Here is a 16,816-nt window from a genome sequence, read left to right on the forward strand (position 1 = left end):
ACTCCAGTTCAACGCGGTTCTTGAGGGATATTCAACGGCTGTCCATAACGGTCATATACTAAAACATCCCACTGCCCGTTGCTACTCGATTCAAAAGCAATCCTGCTACCATCAGCGCTAATTGTAGGGTTGCGGACTTCCGCTTGCAGATTATTAGTCAAATTCCGTGATTGACGTGTTTCCCGATCGTAGAGAAAAATGGCTGATCGCCCCTGACGGCTAGCACCAAATACAATATAACGACCATCTTGTGAAACGCTAGGATGAGTTGCGATCGCATCAAAGGAATTTAAACCTGGCAAATCAACCAAATCACGAGTCACCGTATCAAACATATAAACATCTTGGCTACCACGTCGGTCAGTAATAAAAACAATGTATCTCCCAGAAATTTGGGGATTTAATTCCGACGCTAAACTATTGAGACTCCGACCCCCCGGATCAAAGGGATAACTTAAAATGCGAGGGTAGCCAAAACACCCAGTCAATAAACTTAAACAGAAAAATACAGGTATAAAAACAATACGTTTCATATATATAGTTATTAATCATTAATCAGTAATTATTCTCCCCCTACCTCCCCTGCCTCCTTTACGGAGATGAACCGACAGTTGCACCGTTAGGAATATCTAACTCAATATTTGGCCCCCGGTCTAGGACTTCAATATCCCACTGACCACGGGTGGCGGTTTCAAAGACAACATAACGTCCATCTGGGCTGATATTTGGTTTTCTGACCCAGCCGCGATAGATTGGTGTGACGATTTGCGACTGTTGCGTAGCGCGATCGTAAAGTGCCACCACAGGTCTACCTTGATCACTAGTAAGATAAGCAATATAACGCCCGGTATAGCTCAAACTCGGACTTTCAGCAATTGTCTCCTGTCGGTTTATCCCCGGTGTGCCAATAAACAGTTGCCTCTCCAAATCGTACACCAGTAACTGCTGATTACCATTCCGATTAGATACAAACGCTAAAAAACGCCCATTTCCACTCAAAGCAGGTTGCTCCTCGGTGTAGCGACTGTTGAGGGAAGTAGACCCTATAGGAATATCGTTAGAACCACAAGATACAAGCAAACTTGTTAAACCAAAAACCAGGCTCCAATGAATTGGTCTTTGGAGCCAAAATGTAGGCGTAAATTTTTCCACCTCAACTGTTTTCCGTCGCCTCTAAATCTATTTCCACGCTAACTGTTTTAAACATCGTCAAAATCGGTCGAATTATCTGGCTCCTGATTTGGCTTTTCAACCGGGTTGTATGGTACATAATCAGTTGGGATCGCCTCATCATCTTCGCGCCCTCTTCGAGGAGTCGAGTCAGTGGGTGGACGACGCCTTCTTGGTCTGGGAGCAACATCATCATCACGACTTTCGGGACGCTGGGGCCCGTTATTACTGCGGCGAGAAGGTTTTCTGACTTCCCCACCCGAACTTTCCCAATCATCAACTTCCCTAGATGAAGAACCCCAATTCTCTTCTTCAGAGCTTTCAGAAGGGCGATTCACTGGACGGCCAGAAGTCCGCCGCCGCGTTTTATCAGTCGCAGCCTGTCTTTCACTACTGCTGCTATTGCGGCGTTCTGTACGACGGGGGGGTTGCTCCTCGTAGTAGTCATCACGAGTTGAAATCTTATCCCTGCTACCCTGAATCCGGGCACGCACGGGGCGTTCCTCCTCGTCTTCATAAGGCAATGGATCTAAGTCTTCAATTTCAGCTTGATAGTTTCTGCGATTCTTGTACTCATAGTTTCTGCTTATCTCTCGTTCATCGTCCACAATCGGAGTGTTGCGTTTTGCTTGCTGGGTAGCTATACTCCGCAGGCGAATACTTTCAACTGCAAAAAACACAGTTGTGCCAACTAAAAGCAGTTGACCAAATTGAAGAATCGGGTCTAGCCGCCATCCTTGAAAGACGAGAATGAAGCCGCAGAGCAAGCCGACTGCCGCAAAAAAGATATCTTGATCCCGTGACAATTCCGGACGCACAGTGCGGAGAAAATACAGTGCTGCCCCAGCCACAGCCAGGAAAATTCCTAAAATACTGGCTGAGTTTGCCCCAAAATTAACCTGAGCCAGAAAACTGGCTGAGTTCAGCCCAAAATTTATCATTGCTGTTTTCCCAATATCAAATCTATGTTAGCGAGTCACAATTAAAATCACTACTCTAATTAGTCACGATATATTGAAGCTTCAAAGCCTCTGGCAAAGAAGCTCTGAAGCTGTTCACAGAAAAATAAAAACACCTACTTCTGTCAGCTACAACTGCTCCTAGCGGTAAACACTGCTGTTTTTGGTGCAATTAAAAATAACTGACAGACAATCGGTTATGAGAGTCAATTCGACTCTCATAAGCATTATGAACGCTGAATTTTATCTTTTTGGCTAATGAAAACTAGACCAACTGTAACGGGGATTACAACAATTGCAGTACCCCATAGCAGACTCCAAAGAAAATTTGCTAAAGAAGGCGTCATACTTCTCAACCTTTTTTTACACAGTTCATCCTAATTTTAATAGTGTATTACTTTCTTGAGAAGCCTCTAACTTGGAACTGCTAAACTTGGTAACTGCTTTCACCAGTTGTTGAGTTAACCACGTGAGCGAGTTCGCTTTTCTATTTCAGAAGGAAGTGACAGCATTTGGTTAAAATGATCATGAGAGTGCTTTACAAAGCTTAAAATTTTCTGGCGATGTCTACGACGGGCTACGCCTACGCGAACCCGAAGGGCTTACCGTTGCCTAAGTTTTTTCTTTCTTTAGAGATAGATAGTAGCTTAAACCGATGACTGGTGTTGACTTGACTGCTTGGATTCTGGGCCCTGTGTTGGGACTGATGACATTTTTATTTATATTCCGGATCATTCTCACTTGGTATCCGCAAGTGGATCTGAATCGTTTGCCCTTTAATTTAATAGCTTGGCCTACTGAACCATTTTTAGTACCATTGCGAAAGCTAGTCCAACCTATAGGTGGGGTGGACATTACACCGATTATTTGGGTTGGTATCTTTAGCCTGCTGCGAGAAATCCTGCTAGGTCAGCAAGGATTGCTGACTATGCTATCTCGTGTGAATTAGGGATAGGGCATGGGGCAGAAGAATTTTGGATTTTGGATTTTGGATTTTGGATTGAACATCTAAAATCTAAAAAACGCTTGATAGCGCAGCGTAAAGCCAACTCTTGGAGAAGCTGCGCCAACGGCATGGCAACTCTTAGAGACGCTACGCGTAGCTTGCTTCCCCGTTCGCGTTAGCGTCTCCGTTGGCGCAGCCTCTCCGTCAGGAGAAGGAGAAGGGGTACGCTTAGAGCAACTGTGCGTAGCGTCTGACTCGCTAACGCAAATCCAAAATTGAGGAGGCGTAGGGCATAAGGCATTGGTTATTTCACCCCTGCTCCCCTGCTCTCTTGCTCCTCCAGCTTCCCACTCTCCACCCCCTTAACCGTTCATTTCTTGCACAAAATTTGTATAGACATTACCCTGCAAGAACTGTGGAGTTTCCATAATTTTTTGATGAAATCCAATGGTGGTGGGTAGTCCAGTGATGGCACATTCCCGGAGTGCGCGTTTCATGCGGTTAATAGCAGTAGGTCGATCTGGGGCCCAAACAATTAACTTGCCGATCAAGGAATCGTAATAGGGCGGGATTTGGTAATCTGTGTAAACGTGGGAATCAATCCGAACACCAGGCCCTCCAGGGGGAAGATAGCCACTGATTCGTCCAGGAGAAGGGCGAAAGTCATGATCCGGGTCTTCAGCGTTGATCCGGCATTCGATCGCATGACCCCGCAAAACTACTTGCTCTTGGGTAAGCTTGAGTCTTTCCCCTTGGGCAATCCGAATTTGTTCGGCAACCAAGTCTATTCCAGTAATCATCTCTGTTACAGGATGTTCTACTTGAATCCGGGTGTTCATTTCCATAAAGTAGAATTTACCGAATCTATCCAAGAGAAACTCGATAGTACCCGCCCCACTGTAGTTAATAAATTGGGCAGCTTTGACAGCAGCTTGTCCCATTTTCTCGCGCAGGTCTTGGTCGAGAGCCGGACTTGGTGCTTCTTCCAGTAACTTTTGATTCCGGCGCTGAATAGAGCAATCCCGTTCGCCCAAGTGGATAACATTACCATAATTATCCGCCAAAATTTGAAATTCGATGTGGCGGGGACGTTCAATAAATTTTTCTATGTAAACGCCAGAATTCCCAAAAGCTGCTCCTGCTTCCCCTTGGGCGGCCAGGAAAAGTTTGACAAATTCATCTTCAGAACGAACTAGGCGCATACCTCGTCCGCCACCACCCGCTGTGGCTTTGATCATCACTGGATAGCCGATATCCTTGGCTAATTTTAATCCTTGTTCCTCAGATTCTACTAACCCCTCAGTACCAGGTACTGTAGGGACTCCAGCTTTTTGCATGGTTTCTTTGGCAGTCGATTTATCCCCCATCAGCTTGATAGCTTCTGGAGTTGGGCCAATAAAAGCAATATGATGGTCGGCACAGATTTCCGCAAACCGGGCATTTTCTGCCAAAAAGCCATAACCTGGATGAATGGCTGTCGCATTGCGCGTCAGGGCGGCAGCAATAATATTGGGAATATTCAAATAACTTTTACTGCTAGCAGGTTCGCCAATGCAAACCGCTTCATCAGCAAGTTGGACGTGAAGAGCATTACGGTCAACGGTAGAGTGAACCGCAACTGTCGCAATCCCCATTTCTTCGCAGGCGCGGAGAATGCGAAGGGCGATTTCTCCCCGATTGGCAATTAATATTTTGTCAAACTTCATTTTTTAGTTTCGATATCATTACCAGTAGATTGACATTTTCTCTGATCCAACTTGAAACGACGCTTTCGCATTATTTCAAATTATCACAGTCGATTCGCCACCCTGATTCTAAGCAAACTTTCATATTGCAAGCTTGCTGCCTTTATGGGTCTTAATTACTGTAAGTCTTGGCTAGTGCCAAAATGGGCTTTTGCGTAGGCGTAGCCCGTCGTAGACATCGCACCGCACCTCCTACAGTAGCTCTACCCTTTTTAATATCACTTGTGCAGAGGCTAGATTTCTGTCAGTCTGATACCGCCTTGAGGAAATTTATATTTTTGAGAAATATAACTTTAGATATCACCTTACTATAATTATTTTCTTATGCTATAGTCTATATTTAGACAACCCGTGCGGATGTGGCGGAATTGGTATACGCGCACGCTTGAGGTGCGTGTGGCTTTGCCTTGCGAGTTCGAGTCTCGCCATCCGCATATTTTGTTTGTTTAGTCAAGGGTCAATAGTCAAGGGTCAAAACACCTTAGATTATTGACCCTTAAATCTGAGTAGAGCTAAGGTTTTTTATGCTTTTATAGAGATAGGTGAAGTTTTGTAAAAAGCATTGAGTATTACTTTTACGCCCACAAACAACTTAACATTGCCAGCAGCTTGGCATCGCCTCACTCCGATTTGGCAAGGAGGGGAGGAAATAATTCAACAAAGTTTACCTCATACTCAGCTAGCACCTGCTTGGCAACTAATGCTTTTGGGTGACGGCTCTCCAACACGTCACCTAGAATTGCTCACAGGTGAGCCTGTAGAAGTAGATGTGATTGATATGTCATTGATTGGCATGGACTTGGATGGTGCGCCTGAATTAATCCAAACTGTCCCAGGTCCACGACTACGGCGACAAGTGTGGCTGCGTACTGCTTCTGGTCAACGATTAGCCTACGCCACTTCGTGGTGGGAAGCCAGTCATGTAGATGAGTATTTGCAAAATCGTTCATTACCAATTTGGGCAAGTTTAGCTCGTCTTCGCACAGAGTTGTATCGGGATGTTCGAGGAATTTACTACGGTGACTCATCGGCGTTAGAGTCTGGTTTTGATGTAACCGGGCCTTTTTGGGGTCGCCATTACTTGTTTTGGCATCATGGACAGCCACTAACTTTAATTTATGAAGTTTTTTCGCCTTATTTAACCAAATATTTGGGAGCTATGCAATTAAATTCAAAAAACCCATAAAAAGCCTGAAGAGAATATTGCTTTTAAGTTTTGATTGCTATTTAAATAACTCAGGATTTACATAAAAATCGCCGAAAAGCTTAATTTATCGTAGACACGTAGTGGCTTGCCGCAGGCTACCGCCAAGACGAGAAGCAACTGGCGGCGGTATCATTTACCCACTCCCACTTTTGCAAGTCTCGCAAGATATCACCGAATTTCACTACTGAATTGGCGATTAAATCTGGACTTTGAAACTGGTTAATAAAATTAATATACTCTTGAACATAATGCCAAGTTGCTTGCCAATCTGGATGATTGATATCTTGATGTTTAAAAGCTTTGAGATAATAACAAATACCAATCTCACCGAGAATTATTGCTTACTTTTCTAAATTATTACTTTCCTGCCAAAGTTCTAAAGCTTTATGATAATGCTCTAAAGCCGAATCTTCGTAATTATTTATCTGTTTAACAAAACCTAATAAAGATTTTAAATTAGCTTTAATTTTTAAATTATAAACATCTGGCTGATTGAGTAAATCTCTTTGCGCTGTTTCTAAATCATTTTCCAGTTTGATATATACATTTACGCTAAGTTTTAAGTTATTACTAAACCATTGATTAGCGGTTTGAATGATAAAATCTACTAATTCCTGTGTTGATATAGCAAAATTTCTCGTAGTTGCCCAACTTTCCAAATCTGGTGCAAGCTGTATTAGTTGTTTATAAATTTCATCGTCAATCCACAACACTAAGGGAAAAGCAAAATTCTTGCGAAACTCTTCCTGCACCTGATTAGCAGAAGTTAACATTATAGGCAAATTCTGTACTGATTCCAAACCGACAACCATCACACAGGCTGGTATTTCTTCGCCGAATTCTTCCTGAATCGCAGTATAAAGAGTTTTGCGAGATTGCTGCACTGCCAAAACACGAATTTCAAGTTGACAAATTTCCTGCAATCTGAAGATTAAGCGATCGCGCAAACTAACATAATTACACTGGACCAAAATCAGCTTAAACATTTCGGATTTGCTGCCTCAAAGGTAGATATTACCTCTGTTCTCTCTTCCTCTGTGTTCTCAGCGCGGCAGTTGCTTCAAGTCGGGGAACCCGCCCAACGCACTGCCTTGCCTCTGCGGTAGCCTGCGGCAAGCCGCTGCGCGTCTACATTAAGGAAGATTGAAACCACAGAGGCACAGAGAAGCCAGTGCGTTGCGGGGGTTCCCCCCGTTATAGCAGCTGGCGCGGCACAGAGAAATAAGAGTGTAAAGATGTAAGTAATATTAAGTGATCTGCAAAAACCTATACTTTTTTTTGATACTATTTAAGTCCGGACTCTTTAAATACTGATTGACGTATGAGCAAAGGTACCCTGTTTGACAAAGTTTGGGACTTACACACCGTTGGTACACTTCCCTCAGGGCTGACGCAACTATTTATCGGGCTTCACTTAATTCATGAAGTCACCAGTCCCCAGGCCTTTGCTATGTTACGCGAGAGGGATCTGAAAGTACTGTTTCCAGAGCGTACCGTCGCTACAGTCGATCATATTGTGCCCACAGAAAATCAGGCGCGTCCCTTTGCCGATAGCTTGGCAGAGGAAATGATCCAGGCGCTGGAAAATAACTGTCAAGAAAATAACATAACTTTTTACAACATTGGTTCTGGCAGTCAGGGTATAGTTCATGTCATCGCTCCAGAACTTGGAATCACCCAACCAGGAATGACGATCGCTTGTGGAGATAGCCACACTTCCAGTCATGGGGCATTTGGTGCGATCGCATTTGGTATTGGTACTAGCCAAGTCCGGGATGTTCTTGCTTCTCAAACTCTCGCCCTTTCTAAACTGAAAGTCCGCAAAATTGAAGTTAACGGCACCCTAAAGCCAGGAGTTTTCGCCAAAGATGTCATCCTGCATATCATCCGCACCCTTGGCGTTAAAGGTGGTGTGGGCTATGGCTACGAATTTGCAGGTACGACATTTGAACAAATGAATATGGAAGAGAGGATGACAGTTTGCAATATGGCGATCGAAGGCGGTGCTAGATGCGGCTACGTTAATCCCGATCAAGTTACCTACGATTACCTCAAGGGTAGAGATTTTGCACCCAAAGATGCAGATTGGGATAAAGCAGTGGCTTGGTGGGATTCCATCAAGAGCGATGCTGATGCCCAATATGATGATGTAGTCGTATTCGACGCTGCTGAAATTTCTCCTACTGTTACCTGGGGGATTACTCCCGGTCAAGGTATCGGTGTCAACCAGTCAGTGCCTCAACCGGAAGAACTGCTTGAAGAAGACCGATTCATTGCCGAAGAAGCTTACCGCTACATGGATTTATATCCTGGTCAACCCATCAAGGGCACCAAAATAGATGTCTGCTTTATTGGTAGTTGCACTAACGGCAGAATTAGTGATTTACGGGAAGCTGCGAAAATCGCCAAAGGTCGCCACGTTGCTGAGGGAATCAAAGCCTTTGTTGTGCCTGGTTCTGAAAGGGTGAAGGAAGAGGCGGAAGCTGAAGGACTGGACAAAATCTTTGAGGAAGCCGGATTTGAGTGGCGTGAACCGGGATGTTCCATGTGCCTAGCCATGAACCCCGATAAGCTACAAGGAAGACAAATCAGTGCTTCCTCTTCTAACCGCAACTTTAAAGGAAGACAGGGTTCATCCTCCGGTAGGACATTGTTAATGAGTCCGGCGATGGTCGCCACTGCTGCAATTAAAGGCGAAGTTTCTGATGTACGCGAGTTACTGTAACCCCACTTCGTGGCAGAGATAAGTCTCTTAAACTTTTCTTTCTTTCTTTGTGTCCTACCCTACGGGAAGCCACTTCGTGTCTACGTTTTCTATATAAAAATAATATGGTGAGTGAAGTTAAAACAGTTTCAGGGCGCGGTATACCCTTAGTGGGCAATGATATAGATACTGATCGCATTATTCCCGCGCGATATTTAAAAGCCGTTACCTTTGATGGGTTAGGCGAAGGCGCGTTTATTGATGACCGGACAGCACTTAAAGGTGAACATCCCTTTGACCAACCCCAGTACCAAGGTGCGAAGATTTTAATAGTCAACCGTAACTTTGGCTGTGGTTCATCACGGGAACATGCACCCCAAGCGATCGCAAAATGGGGAATCCAAGCTTTAATCGGTGAAAGCTTCGCAGAAATCTTTTTCGGTAACTGTGTGGCAATGGGCATACCTTGTCTGACAGCCGATGCTGTTACTGTTAAACAACTGCAAGAGTTAGTGGCTGCCAATCCTCAAGCTGCCGTGACAGTGAATCTGGAAACCTTGCAAGTGCAGATTGGTGATTACACTGCCCCAGTTGCGATCGAAGAAGGTACTAGAAGTACATTTATTTCTGGGACTTGGGACGCTTGCGGTCAGTTGGTGGCGAATGCTGACCAAGTTCGGGCAACTGCTGCAAAATTACCCTACGTCGGTTGGGGCAATTTAGCCGCGAGTTAGAAGTGTGACTCTTTTGTTTCTCTCGAAACTAAGTTTCAGACTCTCAAGTGTAAAATATAGCTTTTTCGTCGTAGGGGCACAACATTGTTGTGCCCCCAAAGTGTGTTGCGTCCAAATCCTGATCTGAGGCTCTGTCTCTATTGCTGAGGGTTGAGTTAGTAGCTCTACAGCCTTAATTTTCATATTTAAGTTAGGAATGAGTCTGATTTTGTAATTTAATTACAAGTTTAAAAGTGACTTTTACTTAAAGTCATAGACATATTACATAGGATAAATAGTATTACAGTCAAACATGAATTATTTAATCTATATAATTAGATCACATATGTTCAGTAATATATCTAATTCAATCACATATATTACTAGCTTTAATTCTTGCTATAATAAAATTGCGCTAAAAAAGGGTAGAGTTCCTAAATAACATTGAAACTCTACCACTATGTAGGTTAGTTAAGTTGCCGCTTTGCTAACCTGTATATTCTAAACCTTGCTTAATGTCCTAATGACACAACGCTAATCCCTAGGATGATTAACCCTAGGGTAGTTAGCTGTGACTGGGAAAAACACTCTCCCAATTCGTATGCATCTTCAAAAGTGGTATTTGCTCCCTGTGCCATCGCAGGTGCCATTGGATGAGCAGCATCGCCTAAAAGTGTGACTCTGCCTTGGCTCCAGTGGGTTAACGGTGGGCGATCGCAAATCGGCCCCTCCCAGATTTGCTCGGCTGGTGTCGCTTCTACCACCGCCCGAAAAGATTCATCCCAATCAGTTAATTCATGGAGAATGCGAGATTTCACTTGATCAGCACTGTGGGAAAGAGAGTACTCAGGCGATAACTTCCGACTAATCCAACTGGTATAGCCACCGCCCACATTGAGAATGTACATAAATTGTTTATTGCCTTTGACAAAAACTAGTTCATAGTCATTAAATAACTCGTGGTGATACTTGATAACGGCACGTCAACACATACTACCAATATAATTAGGCTTACCCTCGCCAAATAAAGTTTCTCTGATTACAGAGTTGACGCCATCAGCCCCAATCAGCAAATCTGCATATACTGATTTTTCGCCATTAAAATGAATTTCCACACTTTTTTCATCTTGCTCAAAGCCGATGCAGCGATGATTGAGGTGAATGATGTCAGATGGCAATCTAGACGCTAGAACTTGCTGCAAACGATACCACCAAACAGTCAATAATGGCTGTCCGTATTGCTCCAAGTATTTGGTTGCGTTAGTTCGGATTGTTTCTGCCTGAATATTCTTTAAAACCGTGTGGTAAACCTCGCATCCTGAACTTTTAAGGGTTTCGACTATTCCTGGTGCGATCGCATCTAAAAAATTCAAACCGTTAGGAGCCAGTCCTAGTCCAGTTCCAGCCGGACGAAATTCTTGGGCTTTTTCGTACACTTGAACGTCTATCCCTTGGCTTCTCAATGCTATAGCAGCAGCCAAACCACCTGGGCCAGCACCGACAATGGCAACTTTCTCTACTATCGGTTTGGATAATTTCTGAGTAAGATTTTCCATATTATTAGGTTAATTAGATGGGTTAAAACAATATTTAGTAGGGAATTATATCAAATCTTGAATAGAGATTTTAAAATATAAAATTTTTGCATATGATCCAAATGTTATTTAAAGTCTACCTCTAACATTACTATGAATCATTAATTCTGCCATTGCGATCGCTCCGAAGTTTATCCGGCTTTTCTTGCATCCCAATTATAGCTTTACTACGTGACGGGGTGGCTGTAAAGCTTTGAGTCACAATCATAATCATAATCCACAATCCAATTGCCATCCCAGCTTCAATCGGCACAATTAAAACTTGTGTGTGAAAATTTGCCAGTGAATTAACTCTTGTATGACTCTAGCAGTAATGCATATCAGCGCTAAAATAATCACAATAGAGGGATTAGCCCAAGATGGCAAACTCCACCCCATGCAAACAGCCTTTATCACCCATGATGCTTTTCAATGTGGTTACTGCACATCTGGTTAAATTGTCTCAGCCGTGGGGATGAAATTGGAATAACTGCCAAAATCTAAAGTATAAATTAGAGCAAAGATGAGTGGAAACCTTTGCTGCTGTGAAGCATATCCAAATATTATTGCAGCGATTCAGGATGTGCTGGAGAAAATGGAAGATGCAGCCATTTAGTCATGCTAAAGTTACTTCACAAGAAGTAGCGATCGCAACAGTTGAAAAAGACAAAACTGCTGCATTTATTGCTAGTGGCACAGATTTACTGGGATTGATGAAGGATGGAGTCCAAACAGCAAATTTATTAATTGATATTAATAGTTTATCCTTAGCAGATATTGAATCTCAAGCTGATGGAATCCGTATTGGTGCAGTTTCTCGGATGAGTGACGTGGCTTTTCATCCCCAAATTCAGGAGTGCTATCCAGTAATTAGCCAAGCATTATTACAAAGTGCTTCACCGCAACTGCGAAATATGGCAACAGTGGGCGGTAATTTATTGCAACGAGTCCGCTATGGCTACTTTCGCGATCCGGTTTTTCCTTGTAATAAACGCACTCCCGGTATAGGTTGTGCTGCGATCGCAGGTTAAAATCGAATGCACGCTATTTTCGGAGCTAGCGAACATTGTATTGCTGTTCATCTGGAACATCATAATCCCCTAGAACCTTCTGCAACGATCGCTATGTGGGAAGGGGATAATTTGACGCTGTATGAAACCACTCAAGGCATTTCTGCAACCCAAAGAGTGATCGCATCTGTTCTGAATATTCCTCAAGAAAATGTCCGCGTCATCTCCAAATATTTAGGGGGAGGATTTGGCTGTAAAGTACTGCTAAGATTTCATACTATCCTGGCTGCGATCGCATCTCGTCAAGTAAAGCGCCCTGTGAAAGTTGTGCTAACGCGATCGCAAATGTACACAGCTTGCGGCCACAGATCCCAAACTCAGCAGCAGCTAACTTTAGGTGCAACCAAGGAAGGTAAGCTAACCCTGATCAATCACATTGGCACATCCTTAACTTCTCTGTTTGATGACTTTGTGGAACTTGTGGGTACAGCAACAACAATGATGTACGCTTGTCCCAATTTGGAAATTAAATACCGCTTGGCACGCATTAATACTGGCACACCAACCTTTATGCGTGGGCCAGGAGAAGCGCCGGGAATGTTTGCCCTAGAGTCAGCAATGGATGAACTGGCATATGCCTTAAATATTGACCCGATTGAATTCAGATTAAAAAATCATGCAGATATCGAGCCGCACAAAGGATTACCTTGGTCAACTAAATCCCTGAAAGAATGTTACCGAAAAGGGGCAGAAATTTTTGGTTGGTCACAACGTAATCCAGTTCCCCGTTCCATGCGGGATAATCATTTCCTGATTGGTTGGGGGATGGCAAGTGCGACATTTCCTACCAACATTCAAACAGCATTAGTCAAGGTAAAAATTTTTGCCAATGGAGAAGTGAAAGTACAAAGTGGCACTCAAGACATCGGTACAGGCACTTATACAGTAATGACGCAGGTAGCTGCTGAGGTATTAGGATTACCAGTGCAGTTTGAACTAGGTGATAGTAATCTTCCTAAAGCCCCGATGGCAGGAAACTCAATTACAGTTGCTAGTGTTTCTCCTGCGGTGCATAAAGCAGCGATCGCCGCACGGGATAAGATAATTAAAATGGCGATCATAGATCCAAATTCTCTGCTTTACGAATCTCAAGCAGAAGATATTACCGTAGAGTCAGGGCAAATATTTTTAAAACAAGACCCTTTCAAGCGAGACAGCTACACCGATATTCTGCTTCGTCACGGGTTAGAGAGTTTAGAAGTTACAGAGGAATCCTCACTCAACCCAGAGAGCAAACAATATGCTAAACATTCTTTTGGTGCGATATTTGTGGAAGTGGCTGTTGATGAATCGTTGGGAGAAATCAAGGTTAGGCGTTGCGTAGGTGTTTATGGTGCAGGGCGAATTCTCAACTTCAAGACAGCGCGGAGTCAAGTTTTAAGCGGGATTACATGGGGAATCGGTATGGCGCTGATGGAGAAAACCGTAATGGATGCCAATCAGGGCAGAATAGTTGGTGCTAACCTTTCTGATTACCTAATTCCCGTTCATGCAGATATCCCAAATATGGAAGTACAATTTATTGAAGAACACGATCCTTTTGTGAATGCACTAGGAACCAAAAGTCTGGGGGAACTTCCGATTGTTGGGGTAGCAGAATACTAGTAATACTGGCGCAGCTTCCCAGAGTGATGTAACCCTAACCTTTGTTTCTTACTCAGTTACTAATGCAGCATACCAGCAGATCATTCCCAAATTTATCGAACAGTGGAAGAAAGAACATAACCAAAACGTCACTTTTAATCAAAGCTATGATGGCTCAGGTTCCCAGACTCTTGCCGTAATTGACGGTAAAGAAGCCGATGTGGTACACCTGTCACTTGCCCTAGATATTAATAAACTTGTTCAGGCAGGTTTTATTCAACCGGGGTGGGAAAAAGAAGCGCCTAATGATGCAATTGTTACCAAATCTTTAGATGCGATCGCCATCCGTCAGGGTAATCCCAAAATATCAAAACTTGGACAGATTTAGCACGAGATGGTGTAAATGTGGTTACATCTGACCCCAGAACCTCTGGCGGTGCTCGCTGGAACTTCCTTAGTCTGTGGAGTTCTGTGACAAAAACTGGCGGCAATGAAAATCAAGCAATAGACTTTATCGCCAAAGTCTATAATAATGCACCTTTATTACCCAAAACTGCTCGGAATGCCAGCGAAGTATTCTTCAAACTCCCGGTTCGCCCATTTTTTTGAGTTATAGAAATTATCAAAAACCATAAAATCTATACACCATAATAGTTTTAGAGATTTTACTAAATTCCCTTAAATTACCACTCCGCTCTCAAAACTCTATTTTTATGCGATCGCGTAAAGTCGGAACCATAGTACGTTTGAACTACAGTCTGGAACCCTTATTAAATCGTTCGGCTTTTTTCTAACTCAATTTAAAATGGGCGAACCGTGAGTGGTGAGTTAGGTCTAAAGATAGATTATACTAAATCGTGAAATACTGGTAATTGTACTGGTAGTTACAAAGTAATAAAATTTTCTTTACTTATAAATAGCTATCAGCCTATTAGATGACGCGATAAGTACCTGGACAGAATTAATTACATATTAGTTATTTACCAATTCTTTGCCAGTCAAGGATTTCAGTCCACATTTTTGTGTAATTAATCTTGTCCGATTACTTACCAACTGTTCGAGACGCTACGCGAACGGTGAGCTTCTCTACGAGACGCCGCGCGAACGTTAATGCACGTGCAGAATGTGGGTTTAATGCCCTGGAATCTGATTAATTCCTTGGAACTTCATTCGGCTTCAGTAAAAGCTACAACAGCAGACTCATTGACTAAATAGCTCTTGGAGAAACGATCCGGGAATTTTTTGAGAGTTTGCTTATTTGAATCAGCAAACTGACCTTACTAACCTAATTAAGAGGATTTTGATCATGCCTAAACTTACCTTTCCACCCAATTTCATCGGCACTCCTGGTTCAGACACTTTAATCGGGGAACAGTTAAATGCATCTCCAGCAATAGGTATCGATATTTTAACTGGAGGTTTCATTTATACGCGTTCAGGGAATGACGCCATTAAGGGCAGGGGTGCTGGCAGCAACGGCGGCAATGGCAGCAACGGTGGCAATGGCGATGGCAACAACGGTGGCGGCGGCAGTACTGGAACTGGGATTGCTAACAGTGGCAAACTGAATTTAGGGTACGAAAAAGACGCGATCACTGGTACTGGCACTGGCACTGGCACTGGCACTGGCACTGGCGGCAAGGGCGGCAAGGGCGGCGATGCCGGCGATGTCGGCAACGGTGGTAAGGGCGGCAAGGGCGGTACTGGCACTGGGATTGCTAACAGTGGCAAACTGAATACAGGAAACGGAAACGACACGATCATTGGCACTGGTACTGGCAGCAACGGCGGCAACGGCGGACATGTTAACAATATTAATTATGCCAGCGGTGGTGGTGGCGGCGATGGCGGCAACGGCGGTACTGGAACTGGGATTGCTAACAGTGACAAACTGAATACAGGAAACGGAAACGACGCGATCACTGGCACTGGTACTGGCGGCAACGGCGGCATAGGTGGTGACAGAAACTACGACAAGTACGTTCCCTACCTAGGCACCAACGGCAACGGCGGTACTGGCACTGGGATTGCTAATAGTGGCAAACTGAATACAGGAAACGGAAACGTCACGATCACTGGCACGGGTGATGGTGGCAAGAGCAGCGTCACCGGCTTCGCCGGCTACGGCGGTGCTGGGATCGGCATCCAGAACGTTCAAGACGCCTCCATAACTACAGGGACAGGCAACGACACGATTACAGGTAATGGAAACAGTTCAAGAGCAAACACCGCCACTTATGGCATCTTCAACGATGGAGTCATTGATACAAGCAAGGGTGCTGACACCATTATCGGACAGGCTACAGTAACAAGTAATGCTGTTGGCTATGGCGATAGTCCTGCCTACGGCATTTATGGAAAAGGAATCATCAAGACTGGTGATGGCAATGACAAAATTATTGCCACCAGTATCGTAGATGGGGTTCAACAGAAAGTCTCTATTGGTGGCGGGTTAAGTATTCAACTGGGTACTGGGGATGACTACTTTAAAGGATTCGGTGCTGCGACTGTTGATGGTGGTAAAGGTTACGACACCCTGGATCTGGGCACTTTCAATCGCTCTGATCTCATCGTATCTGGTGTTATTTTTGGCAATACCCTTCAAACTGCTGACATCAGTTTTAACAACAACGGCAACACCATTACCATGTCTACCACTGGCTTTGATAAATTTATCTTTGCAGATAGTTCTTTCTCTTACAGCACTTTAACAAACCGAGCATGATTTTCTTAATTCGTCTCTTCTGATGTTTTACCATACTCAGTACTCAGTACTGAGTGCTGAGTGCTGTTAGCAGTAGCGGTTTTTACTCGAATGGAGTTTGTGATTCGTCGTCAATTGTTACATCAAAATGAATCTTTGGCTGGTCTGTATGATGCTAATCCCAAGCGCCACACAACCAAACCAACAGCAGAAAAGTTGTTGAATGCTTTCAATGGAATAACAATGTATTTTCATCGAGATGGCAGCTACGAAATGACTCAACTTGGTGAACTTCAACAACAAATTTTAACTCTGATGGGAATACCGCAGTCGCTTTACACTTTCCCTTACCTTGTACCTGGATAAGTGCTTACCAGAATCCTATCTAAATTAAGCTGTATAAGCTTTACAGTGCATTAACTCCTCTTCTAGCTTTTTAA

Annotated in this window: 18 protein-coding genes, 1 tRNA gene and 1 pseudogene; 11 read left to right on the top strand and 9 right to left on the bottom strand. The window is 43.7% G+C overall.

Translation table 11 applies throughout. The features are described 5' to 3' along the window. Nucleotides 1–8 precede the first annotated feature (8 nt). The 4 genes from V7K48_RS28120 to psbX all read right to left on the bottom strand — a co-directional run bounded on the left by V7K48_RS28120 (nt 9) and on the right by psbX (nt 2,476). Complete coding sequence (locus tag V7K48_RS28120; RefSeq protein ID WP_335077516.1) at nt 9–533, bottom strand: TolB family protein; 525 nt, start codon at nt 531–533, stop codon at nt 9–11. Between the two features lie 58 nt (nt 534–591). Beyond that, a complete protein-coding gene (locus V7K48_RS28125) occupies nt 592–1,152 on the bottom strand; it encodes a TolB family protein (protein ID WP_335077518.1) in 561 nt (186 codons plus the stop codon). A gap of 47 nt (nt 1,153–1,199) precedes the next feature. After that, complete coding sequence (locus V7K48_RS28130; RefSeq protein WP_335077520.1) at nt 1,200–2,111, bottom strand: Ycf66 family protein; 912 nt, start codon at nt 2,109–2,111, stop codon at nt 1,200–1,202. A gap of 245 nt (nt 2,112–2,356) precedes the next feature. Next, nucleotides 2,357–2,476, bottom strand: coding sequence for a photosystem II reaction center X protein (gene psbX / locus V7K48_RS28135; protein WP_099100805.1), 120 nt, complete (start codon nt 2,474–2,476; stop codon nt 2,357–2,359). 308 nt (nt 2,477–2,784) lie between these two features. Here psbX and V7K48_RS28140 point away from each other — a divergent pair, with 308 nt between their 5' ends. Beyond that, entirely contained in the window at nt 2,785–3,078 is a 294-nt protein-coding gene (locus V7K48_RS28140) for a YggT family protein (protein ID WP_229462437.1), read from the top strand. Nucleotides 3,079–3,437: 359 nt separating this feature from the next. Here the strand turns inward: V7K48_RS28140 and accC are convergent, their stop codons facing one another. Continuing rightward, a complete protein-coding gene (accC, locus tag V7K48_RS28145; protein WP_335077522.1) occupies nt 3,438–4,781 on the bottom strand; it encodes an acetyl-CoA carboxylase biotin carboxylase subunit in 1,344 nt (447 codons plus the stop codon). 392 nt (nt 4,782–5,173) lie between these two features. On the opposite strand from accC, the gene V7K48_RS28150 reads away from it, so the two are divergent. Together V7K48_RS28150 and V7K48_RS28155 are read left to right on the top strand one after the other, a co-directional pair. Next, nucleotides 5,174–5,254: transfer RNA gene (locus tag V7K48_RS28150), tRNA-Leu, on the top strand. 128 nt (nt 5,255–5,382) lie between these two features. After that, nucleotides 5,383–6,006: a chorismate lyase gene (locus V7K48_RS28155; protein WP_335077524.1), complete on the top strand. Its 624-nt coding sequence runs from the start codon at nt 5,383–5,385 to the stop codon at nt 6,004–6,006. 362 nt (nt 6,007–6,368) lie between these two features. On the opposite strand, the gene V7K48_RS28160 is transcribed toward V7K48_RS28155, so the two are convergent. Continuing rightward, nucleotides 6,369–7,013, bottom strand: coding sequence for a hypothetical protein (locus V7K48_RS28160; protein ID WP_335077526.1), 645 nt, complete (start codon nt 7,011–7,013; stop codon nt 6,369–6,371). A 335-nt stretch (nt 7,014–7,348) separates the two neighbouring features. Here V7K48_RS28160 and leuC point away from each other — a divergent pair, with 335 nt between their 5' ends. Further along, nucleotides 7,349–8,752, top strand: coding sequence for a 3-isopropylmalate dehydratase large subunit (leuC, locus tag V7K48_RS28165; protein WP_335077528.1), 1,404 nt, complete (start codon nt 7,349–7,351; stop codon nt 8,750–8,752). 104 nt (nt 8,753–8,856) lie between these two features. Then, nucleotides 8,857–9,465: a 3-isopropylmalate dehydratase small subunit gene (gene leuD / locus V7K48_RS28170; protein ID WP_335077530.1), complete on the top strand. Its 609-nt coding sequence runs from the start codon at nt 8,857–8,859 to the stop codon at nt 9,463–9,465. A 491-nt stretch (nt 9,466–9,956) separates the two neighbouring features. On the opposite strand, the gene V7K48_RS28175 is transcribed toward leuD, so the two are convergent. From V7K48_RS28175 to V7K48_RS28185, 3 genes are all read right to left on the bottom strand, one after another. Next, nucleotides 9,957–10,352 carry an FAD-dependent monooxygenase gene (locus V7K48_RS28175; RefSeq protein WP_335077532.1) on the bottom strand — a complete coding sequence of 132 codons (396 nt, stop codon included), beginning with the start codon at nt 10,350–10,352 and terminating at the stop codon, nt 9,957–9,959. Between the two features lie 75 nt (nt 10,353–10,427). Then, nucleotides 10,428–11,000, bottom strand: coding sequence for an FAD-dependent monooxygenase (locus V7K48_RS28180; RefSeq protein ID WP_335077533.1), 573 nt, complete (start codon nt 10,998–11,000; stop codon nt 10,428–10,430). Between the two features lie 130 nt (nt 11,001–11,130). Then, complete coding sequence (locus V7K48_RS28185; protein WP_335077535.1) at nt 11,131–11,292, bottom strand: hypothetical protein; 162 nt, start codon at nt 11,290–11,292, stop codon at nt 11,131–11,133. A gap of 45 nt (nt 11,293–11,337) precedes the next feature. Between V7K48_RS28185 and V7K48_RS28190 the strand changes: the two genes are divergently transcribed. From V7K48_RS28190 to V7K48_RS28215, 6 genes and pseudogenes are all read left to right on the top strand, one after another. Further along, nucleotides 11,338–11,475, top strand: coding sequence for a 2Fe-2S iron-sulfur cluster-binding protein (locus V7K48_RS28190; protein WP_335077537.1), 138 nt, complete (start codon nt 11,338–11,340; stop codon nt 11,473–11,475). A gap of 145 nt (nt 11,476–11,620) precedes the next feature. Beyond that, complete coding sequence (locus V7K48_RS28195; RefSeq protein ID WP_335077540.1) at nt 11,621–12,049, top strand: FAD binding domain-containing protein; 429 nt, start codon at nt 11,621–11,623, stop codon at nt 12,047–12,049. 6 nt (nt 12,050–12,055) lie between these two features. Further along, nucleotides 12,056–13,693 carry a xanthine dehydrogenase family protein molybdopterin-binding subunit gene (locus V7K48_RS28200; protein ID WP_335077541.1) on the top strand — a complete coding sequence of 546 codons (1,638 nt, stop codon included), beginning with the start codon at nt 12,056–12,058 and terminating at the stop codon, nt 13,691–13,693. A 4-nt stretch (nt 13,694–13,697) separates the two neighbouring features. Continuing rightward, nucleotides 13,698–14,257 (top strand): annotated as a pseudogene (locus tag V7K48_RS28205) (extracellular solute-binding protein); the annotation flags it as partial. Between the two features lie 721 nt (nt 14,258–14,978). After that, complete coding sequence (locus V7K48_RS28210; RefSeq protein ID WP_335077543.1) at nt 14,979–16,397, top strand: hypothetical protein; 1,419 nt, start codon at nt 14,979–14,981, stop codon at nt 16,395–16,397. 60 nt (nt 16,398–16,457) lie between these two features. After that, nucleotides 16,458–16,742 (top strand): hypothetical protein, encoded by a 285-nt coding sequence (locus tag V7K48_RS28215; protein ID WP_335077545.1) that lies wholly within the window; start codon nt 16,458–16,460, stop codon nt 16,740–16,742. Nucleotides 16,743–16,816: the final 74 nt, after the last annotated feature.

Origin of the sequence: Nostoc sp., assembly GCF_036919615.1 — a bacterium.
Lineage (GTDB): Bacteria > Cyanobacteriota > Cyanobacteriia > Cyanobacteriales > Nostocaceae > Nostoc.

Coding starts and splice junctions, on each gene's coding strand:
- V7K48_RS28195 (WP_335077540.1), top strand. CDS start 11,621: ATGCAGCCATTTAGTCATGCTAAAGTTACTTCACAAGAAGTAGCGATC.
- V7K48_RS28160 (WP_335077526.1), bottom strand. CDS start 7,013: ATGTTTAAGCTGATTTTGGTCCAGTGTAATTATGTTAGTTTGCGCGAT.
- V7K48_RS28200 (WP_335077541.1), top strand. CDS start 12,056: ATGCACGCTATTTTCGGAGCTAGCGAACATTGTATTGCTGTTCATCTG.
- leuD (WP_335077530.1), top strand. CDS start 8,857: ATGGTGAGTGAAGTTAAAACAGTTTCAGGGCGCGGTATACCCTTAGTG.
- psbX (WP_099100805.1), bottom strand. CDS start 2,476: ATGACGCCTTCTTTAGCAAATTTTCTTTGGAGTCTGCTATGGGGTACT.
- V7K48_RS28120 (WP_335077516.1), bottom strand. CDS start 533: ATGAAACGTATTGTTTTTATACCTGTATTTTTCTGTTTAAGTTTATTG.
- V7K48_RS28190 (WP_335077537.1), top strand. CDS start 11,338: ATGACTCTAGCAGTAATGCATATCAGCGCTAAAATAATCACAATAGAG.
- V7K48_RS28140 (WP_229462437.1), top strand. CDS start 2,785: ATGACTGGTGTTGACTTGACTGCTTGGATTCTGGGCCCTGTGTTGGGA.
- V7K48_RS28210 (WP_335077543.1), top strand. CDS start 14,979: ATGCCTAAACTTACCTTTCCACCCAATTTCATCGGCACTCCTGGTTCA.
- V7K48_RS28180 (WP_335077533.1), bottom strand. CDS start 11,000: ATGGAAAATCTTACTCAGAAATTATCCAAACCGATAGTAGAGAAAGTT.
- V7K48_RS28130 (WP_335077520.1), bottom strand. CDS start 2,111: ATGATAAATTTTGGGCTGAACTCAGCCAGTTTTCTGGCTCAGGTTAAT.
- accC (WP_335077522.1), bottom strand. CDS start 4,781: ATGAAGTTTGACAAAATATTAATTGCCAATCGGGGAGAAATCGCCCTT.
- leuC (WP_335077528.1), top strand. CDS start 7,349: ATGAGCAAAGGTACCCTGTTTGACAAAGTTTGGGACTTACACACCGTT.
- V7K48_RS28175 (WP_335077532.1), bottom strand. CDS start 10,352: ATGTACATTCTCAATGTGGGCGGTGGCTATACCAGTTGGATTAGTCGG.